Source organism: Candidatus Chlamydia sanziniae, assembly GCF_001653975.1.
In the GTDB taxonomy this organism is placed as follows: Bacteria; Chlamydiota; Chlamydiia; order Chlamydiales; family Chlamydiaceae; genus Chlamydia; species Chlamydia sanziniae.
Genome location: NZ_CP014639.1, coordinates 746,004 through 760,901, shown reverse-complemented (window position 1 = coordinate 760,901; position 14,898 = coordinate 746,004). Strand labels below are relative to the sequence as shown.

Sequence of the window (14,898 nt, the reverse complement as noted above, 5' to 3'; positions counted from 1 at the left end):
CTTATATTTAAAGGCTATTTTTTGAGTAACAAAGCGTCGCGTACGTAGCTTTCACGTTTCCAAGCTAAATCTTGCTTAGCTTTTTCTTTTTCCCAAGCTAACAACTCTCTTTTAAACTCTAGTTCTTTCTCACGGATATCAAGATTACGATCTAAGTAGTCAGAAGATGTTGAGACACTATAATTTTGTAAAGTTTCAGTAATTTCTGCGAGTTGCTGTAATATACCTGCCGAAGAGAGGCATTCTTCTGACATCGTATCGCATGCGGAGCAATCTGAACAAGCCTGAATATCGCGAACGACTTCCATCAATCGTTTTCCTGAGGAAGAAGCCTTAAGAATCTCAATAGCTTGAATAATATCTTCTATTTCGTCTTCTTTACATGCAGCCTCAAGTTGTTCATACATCTTCGCGCTTTCTTCTAACAATACTTGAAAAAGTATATCAAACTGATGATTCTCCTCTTCCTCTTTTTGTAAAGTATTCTCACAAGCAACAATAAGTTTCTTATTAGGGTCCTTTAAAGAGGAGTCACCATAAACATGGCAACCTAAGCTTAATAAACACACACATATAACATTATAAATAAAAAATTTTCTAAACATAAAAATCCTATAAAAAAAACAGACTCAAAGAATCAAAATTGAAGGAAGTTATGCAATGAAAGGAATTAAAAAGCAAGATCACAAACTAAATCATTAGTAAAGTAATTGTTTTAATTGAATTTATTTTTCCTACTTTATTGCACTAGCAGAATCCGGGCATGGATGTGTTCCTTTAGAATTAAGGGAAGCTGTCAGGTTTACTGTTTATCTGCGTAACAAGTATACAGCGCTTATCCTTGCTCCCCCTGTCAGAAATGGCTTTGAAGATTCGACCTACTTCATCGTTGACTGTTATATTGAATTATAATGGGGATCAACTTCCTCTTCAGGGGTTAAAAAATAACATTTCGATTGATTAAGGATAGATCTAAATAAATCTCTATGTTGCGTGAATTCGTATGACGATTGTCTCGACTTTACTTTAGAAACTTTGAAATGAGCTAGGATGATTTCTTGTCTCTTAGAGACTTTTATTTTTTAAAATAATTTTTATACTAACACTTAATAATGAAATTTAAAATTATTTTTTTATTATAATGCTATAATGTTTTCTTTTTTGCCTTATAACAAAGGATCTCATGTCTAATTTATCGTTTTCCCTTAACTATAAACCTTCGGGGTTAGAAAAAACTATTCAATTCCTGGACAATTGTCTCACATGGGGTGGAAAAGAAAATTGTATTCTAGGTAAAGCCACTGTTGACGGTAAAATCTGGTGTCTCACCTCAATCAAGGAAAGAAAAGCCTGTTCCACGTGTAGAAAGATTCTTATAGTCCTTCTATATCTTTTCATTCCTATCGTTCTTATTTTTCATATTCTTCGATTCCTTCTTCTTCAGATTTATCAGAATCGTCATTACCGCATTTTGTATATTCGTGAACCGATATCTATCAAAAATGAAGCGCTTCTTATGCCAGAGGAAATTAAACATGCATTGAATCGCATGGCACTCGTAGTGAATTATTTGCCTGAAAAGTATGTACACGCATATTTTACGTTGGCTACTGTTAGCATTAAAGAAACTGGAGAGCCAATCCAAGTTCCTAAAATCTACGTTTGTCCTCATATTAAGAATATAATTCACCATGCTCAAGAGCATTTGGGCTGGGGTGCACATTCTATTTGGAATTATTCTTTTCCTACTCTCTATGCCAAAGCCCCTCATCTTTGTAGCAATATTCCTGGCATTAAGAGTTCTATCAAATACCTAAAGAAGTACTCCTCTCTGGAAGTCTTAGATTATCGGGCACACACGCATCTGATGGCACTTTTCTTTTCTTATATATACTACTCTTGTACCAAAGATCCTGAGACGGGAGCTCTAGTTACGCATCTCCCCTATTATACTGTTAATAGAACAACAGGTGAGACAGAATTTACTGTGTGGTATTACCTATTTAATCATCAAGACTTTACACGACGTATACCTGATGTATGGTACCATCATGCTACTGACAATTGTCCCATTGATAACGATACGTGGAACTCTAAATTTCGAGGCCTTACTTATGGAAATCTCTTAGTTTCATCTCTATGGTCGCTAAAAGGAATGACACTTCGTCCTATAGTACTAACTGATGATAATAACACAAAAATGACTATTATTTGGAAAGGCAGATATGCGCAAGTATGGGCTTGAAATCATAATTCTGCATTTCAAATGCCGGGTATTTCTTAATTTTACAAAATGCTCTGTTCCTAAGTCCATGTCTTTTCAAGCTATATCGGGACTAAAAAATCATGCAATTCCCGGACAACAATTGTTTCTTATGAAAAAACTCATATTTTAGGTGAGCCTCTATTGTTAATGCAAGCGGACGTCTAATTACTACTTAAAGAGATCCTAAAAAAAATCGCCTGGCTTCGAGCCGTCTGTAACACTGTAAATTTTTGCACTATCACCTAAATTAATCGCATTCTTGGTGGTAAGGCTAACCTTGGTCATACAAAATAAAAAAAACAAAAAAGCTCTTGCCCTACAAAACACATCCTGTGGGGCAAGAGCTTAATTGAGTTCCTTTAAACTCTCACTATCTCTAGAAGCGGAGTTTCCCACCCAAATCAATAGTGTAGCTCCGTGAAGAACCCCGCAACTCAAAAGCACATTGTCCGAACATTTCCAACTCAGAACCTAAAGCGTAATGGCCTCCCCCACGGAATACCACGGCTTGCCTTGACAAATTCGTACCCAAAGCCTGCCATGAACCCCCACCAATTATTAATGAAGCCGTACTAGCCGGATTGCTACGAATCACATCAGGGACATACGCCACCATAACATCAAAAGATCCCCCCTCATCCTCTAAAAATTTCTCCATGTGTAGCCCTAAAGGTACAGCAACATTAAACAAATCGCTGTTAGTAAAGCCACGCACTTCCCGACCTTGTTCTTTAAAATCTTCTTGATGCGCATACACCACTTGTAACTTCACATACGGAGCATAATTATCTAACCACGCTATAGATTCAGGAAAGTACAGCACTCTACCTCCGAGCTCTACACTAAACGCATCGTTGCCCCAGCTTCCCTGCATCTCAGGATACCGCGTTTTCATTTCATTGTTCGTATGGCTATACGCAAGTTGTGCTTCTAAAACTAAAGAATGGGCCTCCAATTCTATATTCCAAGGGAAAAATCGTGAAAAATCTTCCATAATTCCTGTATGTTGGTAATAGACGGCCCCGGAATATACATCAGCATGGTTCTTACCTACTAAGTGATCCTGATCCCTACCAAAAAGCTGGCAAAAAGCAAGTTGAAACACATCTTCACTTGCCGTTTGTGTGCCTACACCTAAAACATAACCTGCACTCGTATGACGGTATCCACTACGCATCTCCATCTTATCCTTATGCAAAAAGTTTGCTAATCCCGCCACCCAAAACCCTCGCTGTTGGTAAAGAGTGTTGGCACTCCTTTCCAACACAGCCTGTAAACCATGAATATCGACAAACGCACCCCATAGGCTATTGGGAACTAAAGACCCCCGCCTCTCAGGATTAGGAAGATAACCTGTGTTTTTCCAGATAAGGACAGCGGATTTTATAGGTTCCTTACGGTCGTCTGTCAATGCTAACAACGGCAGACTCGCTTCTACCGACCCTGTCGGCACAGTAAGTACTTTTGGTATGTCAGGTTGCCATTCTAAAGCCCAGATACCTTGATATCCAAAGTGTGGTTCAGCATGTACAGAGTTAAGTTCGAATTTGGAAACATCGATATCTTTCATGAGGGGTGTTTCTAGATAAATAATCGAAGGATAGATTTGATCTTGACTAAGGACAGAGTTCTCATAAGCATAGCCTGAGGTATCCGTTAAGATGAGTGGACCAGATAAAACTATCTTTTTTCCTGATCCTGAAACCTTGAAAATGATTTTTTTCTTCGCGTCCAAAGAATCCACATTGATGGCTAAATTGTTAACCGTGATTCCTTCATACGCAGTCATTGTTGTTCCGGAATCCATTAAGAGAGTGGTTCCCTTGGTTTGAGTGAAGGAATTGACGTCAAGCGCAACTCCTTTCCTGAGTACTAGCTTCCCACCTCTCAAGTTTATTGCCTTCCAAAATGTAGATGCAAGATTGGCGGGCAGGGCAGCTTCTTCTTGAGAGAGCTTCTCCCCAGAAAAGACTATAGAGCCACTATAAATCGCAGAATCATCCGCATCTGCAGCATTGATGTTGCATACATCTGTCATCTTTTTCTTCCCATCTGCAATGGGATCATAGAAGAAAATCGCCTGCCCGGGAGCAGCACGAAGATTTAAGAATTTCGCATCGGATCCAAGACTGATGGAATTTCTTTTTCTAGTGCCGGACGATCCCGTCGTAACAAGAGTATTGCCATTAAAAATAATGTCACCATCTTGTGCCGTAAGACTAATCTCTCCGCTATCTTTTATCGCAATTGCGCCGCCTGCACCCTCTGTTGTACCAGAGACCGTGTTGTTAGCAAAGAGGACCCCCCCCCCCCCCGAAGAGATTACAAGTTTATTAGTATGAATAGCTCCCCCATTAGCAACAGCAGTATTATTTATAAATTCAAGACGTTCATTTCCTGTCAAAGTAAGAACGGGAACGGGATTTGTTTCTGTTTTACTACAATCAATAGCGCCGCCATTCGCTGTTGCACTCGTAGTAGTATTACTATCAAACACGACTTTAGTATTGTTGGAGATTGTGATATTCGCTTCTGATGATAAAACACCTCCAGACTCTACAGCTGTATTGCCTTTAAAGAGCAGCAACCCTGGATTCTTAGAAAGAGTCATATTTCCTGTACTATAAATGGTGCCACCTTTCTTCGAAGAATTATTTTGAAGAAACGACGCCGATTCAGTAGTTCCTACTAAAGAGAACGATTTTGTGGTAATTGCGCCGCCATTTTCACTTGAAAAATTTCGATTAAATATGAGTTTAGCGTTATTCTCAAAAACTAACCCATCCGTAGATTTCATGGTGCCTTTTCCACTAGTCGAGGGTGCAGCGATAAAGGAAAGTGTAGAGAATCCTGTCAGTTTTACAGTTTTCGAAGCTCCCGCACTACCAATAACAGCACCTTCTGCTGTAGATTTGATATTATTAAAGAAAAGAGAGTAACTATTTCCTTTAAAGGTTAAGTCTCCATCTTGTTCACTAAAGCAACTTTTAGTAAGAGCCGTACTTTTTCCCGCTTGGTTAATTGTCACATCACCAGTGCTATTGTAGACAGTCCCATCTGCTCCCCCAGTTGTTTCTTTTTCAGAGAAAGCTTTAGCATTTGTATCTCCATCATAACTATCCTTAGGCCCTAAGGAGGTAGTTGCAGCATATGCTGAACAAGTAACGGTGGAAGAGATTAATAACCAATGACAAATAAACTTCATATTGCATACTTCGTATAAGTGAAAATATTTTTAAACTATATAAAACCGATCAATCCATAACAATAAATAAAAAATTTTGCTTAAAATCGGAGCTTTCCGCCAAGGTCTACGTTATAATTACGGGAAGAGCCTCGGAGTTCAAAAGCAAGCTGACTAAATGCTTCAAAATTTGCATTAAAGCTGTAATGAGTTTCCGCACGGAGAACGAGGGCTTGCCTTGCCAAGTTAGTTCCGAACGTTTTCCAAGAGTCCTGGCTAATGAGAAGTGTTGTTGTTGTTTCAGGATTATTACGGATAACATCAACAACATAAGCGATTGTGGCGTGGTAAGAAGCCTGCTCTATATCGGATTCTTTATCGAATTTCACTCCTATAGGCACGGCGAGGTTCGTCAAACTACTCTTTCCAAAAGCACGTCCTTCGGTACCTTTTTCTTTAAAATCCTCTTGATGTGCATACACAAATTGCAATTTCACAAACGGAGTATACTGCTGTAAGAGCAGTTTCTCAGAAAGATACACAGGAGTACGCCCACTAAGTTCTATGGCATAGCAGTTATTTCCCCAGTTTCCTTTTACTGTGGGGTAAGCAGAATACTTTGTTTTCAAGTTATTTTCTGTATGAGTGTAGCTTAAGGTTCCTGAAAATATCATAGGAAGATTTTCAGGGAAGTATCTCTGCGAAAGTTCTGAGAAAAAATACGAAAGCTCGGGATGTTGATAATAAAGAGAAACGCCATAAATTGTACTTTGATTTTTAGCAACGACATAATCTTTATCACGTGCGAAGCACTGACAAAAAGCAATACTAAAAACATTTTGAGAAGGCATTTGTGTACTAGCGCCTAAGACATAGCCACCACTGAGATGGCGGTAGCCTGCTCGTGTTTTTGTTCTATTCTTATGGAAAAAGTTAGAGAGTCCCGCAGCCCAAATGCCTCGACGATGCTGTATGCCATCAGCACATGTCTCCATCAACTGGTGAAGAGAACTTATATCTATAAAAGACCCCCACAAACTATTAGGAACTAAAAATCCTTTCCTTTGTGGGTTGGGGATATAGCCGGTCTTTGTCCAATGAAACTTCGCTATAGCTGTATTCGTTGTGGCATCATTCCAAGTTATTCCCCAGGTTCCTTGATAGCCGTAATGGAATTTTACTCCCTCTACATACCCTCCAGGGACTCCTGTATGGGTTACCGTTCCTGTAGCTTTAAGATCTAATAACGAAAAGTCCTGAGGTAATCGCAAATCATGGTTTTCATAGAAAGTGCCTTGGCTATCAAGAAGAACAATTGGGCCTGAAACTGTTACATTTTTCGAAGTATTTTTAGCCTCTATTTTTACCTGTTTAGTCCCATTTATGGAGTTTATATTGATAGCTAAATTCGTCAGTACAATGTCCCCAGTAGTTTCTAATGTCGTTCCCACGTCCATAACGAATGTAGAACCCTGGGTTTGTGTAAAACCTCCATTCTGTAGCATTACGCCACTTCTCAAAGCTAAGGTACCTGTTGTCAGCGTCATAGGTTGTAAGAATTTCGACGTGAGATTTTTCTTATCGGCAAGTTCTTGAACTGAAAGTCTTTCTCCAGAGAAAATTATGTTCCCTGTGTATTGAGTGGTGTTAGCGCCATCCGGAGCATTAATATTTAAATTATCAGCCACTGTTGTCGTACTTGCTGTAGTGACAGGGTCATAGAAAAATATCGATTGTCCGTGAGCTGCGCGTAAAGCGGTAACTTTAGCACTGGTTCCCAAGTCAATAGCACTTCTTGTTGAAGTTGGTGTTGTGGAAGTCACAGTATTATTCTCGAAAATAATATCCCCATGATCTGCTGACAAGCTTAGCTCTCCAGAATCAATAATAGCAATGGCTCCCCCTGCAGGAGTTGTCCCACCATGAACTTTATTCCCTGTAAATACTGTCGGACCACCAGAAGAGAGTGTCAGCTTTTTCACACAAATGGCTCCTCCTTTTGATGTGGAAGAATTGTTAGAAAAAATTAAAGACACATTGTTTGTAAAAACAAGAGCATTGTCTGTTGAAGCTTTATAGGCACAGATAGCACCACCGGATTTATCTCCTGGAGTCGTTGAAGTCTCTCCCGTCACTGTGTTTTGTATAAAAGAAACACTCGTATTATCCGTAATAGTTATGTTCCCTTCTGAAAATATAGCAGCTCCTGAATCTTCAGAAGTATTGTTTGAAAATATAACCTGTCCTTTATTTTCTTTAATCGTTACACTATTCGTGCCATTAACAGCGCCGCCTTTCTTGGATGATGTATTTTGAGAGAAAATAGCCGCCTGCATTGTTTCTGTTAAAGAAAGGGTTTTTGCTGTAATAGCTCCGCCATTTTCACTTGAAAAATTTCGATTCAAGAAAAGGTTCATGTTCTTATTAAAACTCAAGCGATTCGCTGCGCTGATTGCTCCTTTTCCTGTTGCTACAGTACTTCCCGGAGCAAGAAGAAAAGAAAGTTGAAAAAAGCCAGTGAATATCATCGCTTTATCTGCGACTGTGCTGCTAATCGCTGCTCCCGCTGTAGTTCCCATATCAAGAGTGTTGAATATAAGAGTGTAGCCATTTCCTGCAAAAGTGAGATCTCCTGCTGTGTTAGCAAAGCAACTTTTTGCCACCACAGACCCCGTAGGCCCTGGAACATTAGCAATGGTTACATCGGTTTTTAAGACGTAGGTTGTGCCCGAAGCCTCTGTTGTCTCTTTAGGAACAAAAGAGCCTCCGCCAGCACCACTAAAGTTAGCATTTGAATCTAGGATTACCTCTACCGCACTTACTGATAGTGGCAAAGTAAATAAAGTGGAAAACAGAAATCGAGGAGAAAAAACCTTCATTATAAAGTACTAGATATAATTTGAAAATAATATTCGAGCAATACATCAAGAAAATAAACAAAGCAAGACAAAGAATACCTAACGGAGAACTTCAAGGAAGGAAGGCTTCTTCCTATAAAGATATTACAACTTAAAATTGAATTTTGCTGCCGAGATCTACGTTATAATTACGAGAAGATCCCCGCCATTCAAAGGCAAAATGACTACACAGTTCTGCATGAGTAGAGAGAGCACGACGAGTAGAAGTACCTGCAATTAAAGCTTGTCTGGCTAGGTTTGTACCTTTAGTAGTCCAAGAATCACCGCTAATAACTAAAGAAGTTTTGTTATCAGGATTACGTCGATATACATCGGGAACATACATCAGAATAAGGTCATAAGCTCCATGAGCATTGTTCATGATTTTCTCCAACTTTATCCCTACAGGCAAAGAGATATTCAAAAGATTGCCAGAAGAAAATGTTCTGGCTTGTTCTTCTTTTTCTGTAAATCCTCCTCGATGAATGTAAACTACTTGTACCTTGAAAAATGGCGAGTATTCACTGAACAACCACTCGTCATTTACGCCTGAACGTAAGGGCAGGCGTCCGCTGAGTTCTCCTGCCCAGGTACTGCTATCCCAAGAATCTTGAGTTTCAGGATGATGAGTATACCGTGTTATCATTCGGTTATCGACGTGACTATAACTAAGTTGAGCGTATAGCGCTGTAGGGAGATCCTGAGAAAATAGCTCGAGCAGGCGCAAAGCAGGCTTTGAGGTTCCCAAAAGTATCTGTGCGACAGAAAATAAGGGCATTTCATGTTGTAGTCCTAGAGAACCCATATATGTATATGCACGATTCTTGTTCACTAAGTAATCCTTATCCCAACTAAACAATTGTCCAAAAGCAATGGTAAGGATACTTTCAGCAGCAGTTTGTGTCGTAGCTCCTAATACAGCTCCTGTACTGACGTGGCGAAACCCACGATTTGAGAGCATGCTATTTCTATGAAAAAAGTTAGAAATCCCAGCAACCCAAAGTCCTTTATTATATATTGCGCTTTCTGTATTTGCCTCTACAAGCCGCTGGAACCCACGTATATCAACGAAAGACCCCCACAGTGTATTAGGAACTAAAGATGCTCTTCTTTCAGGATTTGGGTTGTAGCCTGTCTTTGTCCATTCAAAGGACGCTGTCTTGACTTTTTCTGTAGTATTTTTCCATGTGATTGTCCAATAACCCTGATAGCCATAGTGGGGTGTTTCTTCTACGGTTGCAGGCACTCCTGTAAGAGTAATGCCACCTGGAGCCGTCAATTCTAGTAAAGAGAACTTATGAGCATTCATAAAACCAGAGTCCTCATACATATTCCCTGTACTATCCAAGAATTTAATGGGTCCTGATATTAAGATCTTTTTATCTGCTGCTGTAACCGTAAGCTTAATAATCCCTGAATTACCTAATGAGCTTGTATTGATTGCTAAACTGGTAAGTAGGATATCTTCAGCATTTGCTTTCAGCTCTGTACCTACATCCATCAGGAGTGTAGATCCTGTTTCCTGAGTGAAACTACTTCCTCCCAGAACTGCTCCTTGCCTCAATGCCAAAGTTCCTGCTTGTAAAGCTATAGGCTGCAACAACGTAGAGGTAAGATTTTCTGGTTTTTTAGACTCTTCTGGTGTCAGTTGTTCTCCGGAAAAAACGATCATTCCATTATATTGTCTTGTGCTCCCTGCAACAGGATGATTAATATTCAAGACATCACTAACAACTGTGCTCCCTGCAACAGTTATAGGATCATAAAAAAAAATGGATTGTCCGAAAGCTGCACGTAAATCTGTTAGTTTAGCACCAGCTTCTAAATAGGCAGCATTATGCACACGCGTTGTTCCAACTCCAACCACATTACCTATAAACGTAATGTCCCCCTTATCAGCAGACAAGCTCAACTCTCCAGAACTTGAGATTTTAATGGCTCCACCATTTCCAGTGGTAACTTGATTCGTATCAAATATTGTAGGCCCTCCGGAAGAAAGTACTAACTTTCCAGTGTTAATCGCGCCCCCAGAAGATGCTGATAAGTTTTTAATGAATGACAAACTACGATTCCCACTTAAGATCAATTCAGGTTGTGCAGATGAAGCAGAGCAATCTATCGCGCCTCCTGAAGACTTTGAGACATTCTTTTGAAAAATTACAATTCCTGGATTCTCGGATATCGTTATGCCATCTGTTGCAGCAATTGCTGCACCTTTTTGCCCTATGTTTTCTTTGAATGACATAAAAACGTTTGTACCAGTGATGGAGAGAGTTTTTGCTTTTATAGCCCCGCCAGGACTTGTAGAACTATTGTTTTCAAAAAGAATAGTAGAGTTTTCTTTAAATATTAAAGTATCCGCAACATTAATTGTCCCCGCTCCAGAGACATCTGTAATAGCAGGAGCTTGAGTAAAAGAAAGTATAGAAAAACCTGTAAGAGTTACGGATTTATTTATTGCTGTATTACTAATTACAGCTCCTGCTGCTGTCGATGCGTTAATACGATCAAAAGTAAACGAGTAGCCATTTCCCTTAAATTTAAGTGTTCCTGCAGTCTCCTTAAAACAACTGGTAGCTGTAACTCCCCCATCTGGGGGAGAAACATTGGCTATACTGACTGAGTCTGTAAAAATATAATGAGTTCCATCTGCGTTCGTCGTTGTTTTAGTCACAAACGCCGTTCCATCTGTTCCATAGAAACTATCTGCACGAGTTAAATTGATCTCATCAACTGCTGCAAATAAACTAAAAATAGGAACAATTAATGCTGATATAATCAGCTGATTTTGCAGAGAAAATTTCATTTTAAATACTTATATTTATCAAGAACCTTAGGGTATCCATACAGCAATTAAAAAAAGAAAACAAGCCTAGGGGAGAATGTGACTTGCTCTCTTGAGAAAGCAAGTCTATAATAGGCCAATCTAAAAAGATAGGCTAGAACTGCATTTTGCTTCCTAGACTAAAGCTATAATTTCTTGACGAACTACGCCATTCAAAAGCTGCTTGACCAAAGATATCTGCATAATGATTGAAGACATAATAACTTGTCCCCCGCAATGTTAGAGCTTGATGCGCTAAATTTGTTGCATATGTTTTCCAAGACTCCTGGCTTATTATTAAGGATGTCTCACAAGAGGGAGTGCTGCGGATAATATCCGGAGTATAGATTACACTTACATCATAAGCTGAAGCTTCTGTTTTAGAAAGTTTTTCGAATTTCATTCCCACAGGAAGAGAGACACAGGTTAAGTTGCTGGGAGTAAAAGCGCGACCTTCAGAACCTTTTTCTCTGAAGCTCCCCTGATGTGCGTAAATAAACTGTGTCTTAATAAAGGGTGTTATCCCTTGAAATAACCTGCCATTTTCAAAAAGATAAATTGGTAAACTACCACCACATTCCAATGCGAAGCAATTATTTCCCCAACGGCTGGAGACTCCAGGATACTCTGTATAACGAGTTTTCATGTTATTATTAACGTGACTATAGGTACACTGGGCTTCTAAAATTACGGGAGCGTTTCCAGAAAGATGGGGGAAGAATCTTAGGCGTGTATTTCCTTTGTCCGTCTTTATGAATAAACCACGATTTAAAAATGCTGTACGTTGATAAAAAAAAGATCCAGCGTAGAAACGCTCATTATTCTTAGCCACTAAATAATCTTTGTCCTTACCAAAGAGCTGAGAGAAGGCTACTGTAAAGAGCTCATCAGAAAAAGTTTCTGCACTAGCTCCAAGTACATACCCCCCACTGATATGTCGGAATCCACGTTGTGTTCCTGTTCTATCTTTATGGAAAAAATTAGCCAATCCTCCTATCCAGAAGCCTCGAGAAGATCGCAAGCTGTCCGCACTTGTCTCCAAAAGCTGCATCAAAGAACGTGTGTCTATATGGGCACTCCATAAACTATTAAGAACTAAAGATCCTTGTCTTTCAGGGTTCGGACGATATCCAGTTTTACTCCAAGTAAGAGTTGCTACTTTACTTTTTTCTGTAGCGTCTGCCCAAGTCAATGACCAGTTTCCTTGATATCCATAATGAGCCTCTGGCTCCGGCACATTCACTTGATTAAGGGTAACAACGCCTGTTCCCGAAGGAATCAATTGTATTGCTGAAAATGCATGAGAACTGACTAACTCATGGTTTTCATAAAAGTTCCCTTTTTCATCAGCAAGAAGAACAGGACCTGTTAATGAAACAGGTTTGTTTGTTCCTGAAGCTTTAATAATCGCAGGTTGTGTAGCTTTTAAGGAAGCTAAGTTAATGGTGAGATTCGTTAAAGTGACATTTTCTGCAGTTGCTTCCAATGTCGTTCCGGCATCCATAATAACTCGAGAGCCTTGCGTTTGCTTAATACTTTTCCCTTTCAGAGTTACGCCACTTTTTAAAACAAGCGAACCCGCAGCTAAATTCAAATCCTGGGTGAATGTGGAAGTGCGATCTACCGCGGAGCTCTCCTGAGAGAGCGTTTCTCCAGAAAAGACTATTGAGCCTGTATAATCTTTACCAGAATCCGCTTGATTAATATTTAAGGCAGGAGTGCCGGTTCCTGCACAAGTAACAGGATCGTAAAAAATTATCGAGTTTCCTGCACTTGCCCGTAGTTTTAAAAACTTCCCATTACTACCAACATCAATAGCGTTACGTGTTGTCGTTGGACTATCACCAGATGTAATAACAGAATTGTTATCAAAAATAATACTTCCCGTATCTGCAGATAAACTGATTTCACCATCTGCAGCAATAGAAATCGCCCCACCTTTAGGAGTAGCATTACGTACTAGGTTTCCAGTAAATCGTACAGGTCCCTTAGAAGATAAGATAAGCTTCTTAGCATAAATCGCCCCTCCACTTGTTGTGGCCGAGTTTTGCAAGAAAGAAAGCTTCTTATTTCCCGTAATCGTTAAAATAGGATCCCCCGTTGTATGATTACAACAAATTGCTCCCCCTGAATCAGTTGCGTCTGTTCCTGTTATTGTATTATTACTAAACACGACTTCAACATTGTCAGAAATTGTTACTGATCCTTCAGCATTCAAGGCTCCACCAGCCTTGGCAGCAGAGTTATTGTTAAACATTAACAAACCCAAATTCGATGTAATAGTTACAGCTCCTTGAGCTGAAATCGCCCCACCTTTTTTTGAACTTTGATTTTGATTAAAGACAATAGACTTACGAGTATCTGTTAAAGAAAGGGTTTTTGCTACATTAATAGCTCCGCCATCTTCTGCAGACATATTCTGCTCGAAGAGAATGGTTGTATTATTTCCAAAAATTAATGACCCAGTTGTATAAATAGATCCTTTATTTGTAGCCTGTAAGGGCGCCATAATAAAAGAAAGCAAAGAAAATCTAGAAAAAGTCACGCTCTTTTCAGGCTTAGTAGCGTTAACTGCGGCTCCAGAGTTGGAACTCCGCAAATTAGTAAAGGAAAACTTGTAACCATTGCCTAAAAACGTTAAATCTCCCGCAGTATTAGAAAAACAACTTGTTGTCGCTACTGTTGTTACTCCTACTGAGGTAACAGAGAAGTCTCCTATAAAGTTGTATATTGTCCCATTACTATCAGACGTAGTTTTACTAAAGTCACTCCCTATTCCTCCCTTATAGTTATCACCCGGCCCTAAATTTACCGTAGTCGCACTAATACTAAAACAAATAGAAGCACAGACTACTAGAGAAAAAGCAAATATAACTCGATACACGGAAAACTTCATTTTTCGTACTTATATGAAATGCAAATTTCCCCCACGAAATACAAGAGGAGAGCAAATAAATCAAGTGAATTACAAAAATATCTAAACACGAGTCGTATAGAATAGGAAATGAAACAACCGCTCTTCTTTTCATCATGCAACCCTATACTTATAAGTAAGATGTCTTACGAACCCACTCAACCTAGAAAATCATCTCTAAGCCCGTAGATACATTTCCATTAAAGATAAGCTTTTTCTCGATTGTTTGTATTTGCTATGCGTAGCTAGCGCATAATAGAACTCACAGGTTTCACCAACTTGAGTCACAGCAGTCCTACAATATTACAGAAAAATTGGTAAAGAGCTTTTCGCATGCGAAACAATTTTTTTTGGCACTTCAGATAGGAGCTTGTACTGTGTCTTAAATGACAAACTTATCTGTACACATGGGGACTAGACTCAGCATGTCTTGTGGTCATGACCACCATCATTCATTTTATCTTCCCAATTACAGATTCGATCAGTGGCAAAGTAAGAAAATGTAAAAAATACACTAAAGATAAATACAAAAAAGTGAGAAATAAAAGTACACTGTGAAAGATAAAGACAGCTACGAAATAGCTACAACGTAAAAAACCAAGAAAACGCAGAAACAGCCAGAGTAATTCCAAAAATTCAAGAAGATATCTTTTTTTGAAAGAAACGGTTGATTTCACTTTTACAGCTGAAATTTTTTCTACCATCTCTATAGGTTGTATAAACAAGGAAGCAGACGGTGTGTAATTTTTCGAAGGCATAGAAAATCAAGTGACGTACTTCATGACAGCAAAAGAAAATGCTCTATCTATCATT

The 14,898-nt window shown here is 39.2% G+C and carries 6 protein-coding genes; 1 reads left to right on the top strand and 5 read right to left on the bottom strand.

What is annotated here, in order from left to right; translation table 11 throughout:
* Nucleotides 1-14 precede the first annotated feature (14 nt).
* Nucleotides 15-605, bottom strand: a complete 591-nt coding sequence (locus tag Cs308_RS03285; RefSeq protein WP_082905011.1) for a CT360 family protein — start codon at nucleotides 603-605, stop codon at nucleotides 15-17.
* 578 nt (nucleotides 606-1,183) lie between these two features.
* Here Cs308_RS03285 and Cs308_RS03280 point away from each other — a divergent pair.
* Nucleotides 1,184-2,245 (top strand): DUF648 domain-containing protein, encoded by a 1,062-nt coding sequence (locus Cs308_RS03280; protein WP_066482521.1) that lies wholly within the window; start codon nucleotides 1,184-1,186, stop codon nucleotides 2,243-2,245.
* A gap of 397 nt (nucleotides 2,246-2,642) precedes the next feature.
* Here Cs308_RS03280 and Cs308_RS03275 read toward each other — a convergent pair whose 3' ends face one another.
* The 4 genes from Cs308_RS03275 to Cs308_RS03260 all read right to left on the bottom strand — a co-directional run bounded on the left by Cs308_RS03275 (nucleotide 2,643) and on the right by Cs308_RS03260 (nucleotide 14,067).
* Nucleotides 2,643-5,471: a polymorphic outer membrane protein middle domain-containing protein gene (locus Cs308_RS03275; RefSeq protein WP_066482518.1), complete on the bottom strand. Its 2,829-nt coding sequence runs from the start codon at nucleotides 5,469-5,471 to the stop codon at nucleotides 2,643-2,645.
* Nucleotides 5,472-5,551: 80 nt separating this feature from the next.
* Nucleotides 5,552-8,329, bottom strand: a complete 2,778-nt coding sequence (locus tag Cs308_RS03270; protein WP_066482516.1) for an autotransporter domain-containing protein — start codon at nucleotides 8,327-8,329, stop codon at nucleotides 5,552-5,554.
* A 130-nt stretch (nucleotides 8,330-8,459) separates the two neighbouring features.
* Nucleotides 8,460-11,153, bottom strand: coding sequence for a polymorphic outer membrane protein middle domain-containing protein (locus Cs308_RS03265; RefSeq protein WP_066482514.1), 2,694 nt, complete (start codon nucleotides 11,151-11,153; stop codon nucleotides 8,460-8,462).
* A gap of 133 nt (nucleotides 11,154-11,286) precedes the next feature.
* Nucleotides 11,287-14,067 (bottom strand): polymorphic outer membrane protein middle domain-containing protein, encoded by a 2,781-nt coding sequence (locus tag Cs308_RS03260; protein WP_066482512.1) that lies wholly within the window; start codon nucleotides 14,065-14,067, stop codon nucleotides 11,287-11,289.
* Nucleotides 14,068-14,898: the final 831 nt, after the last annotated feature.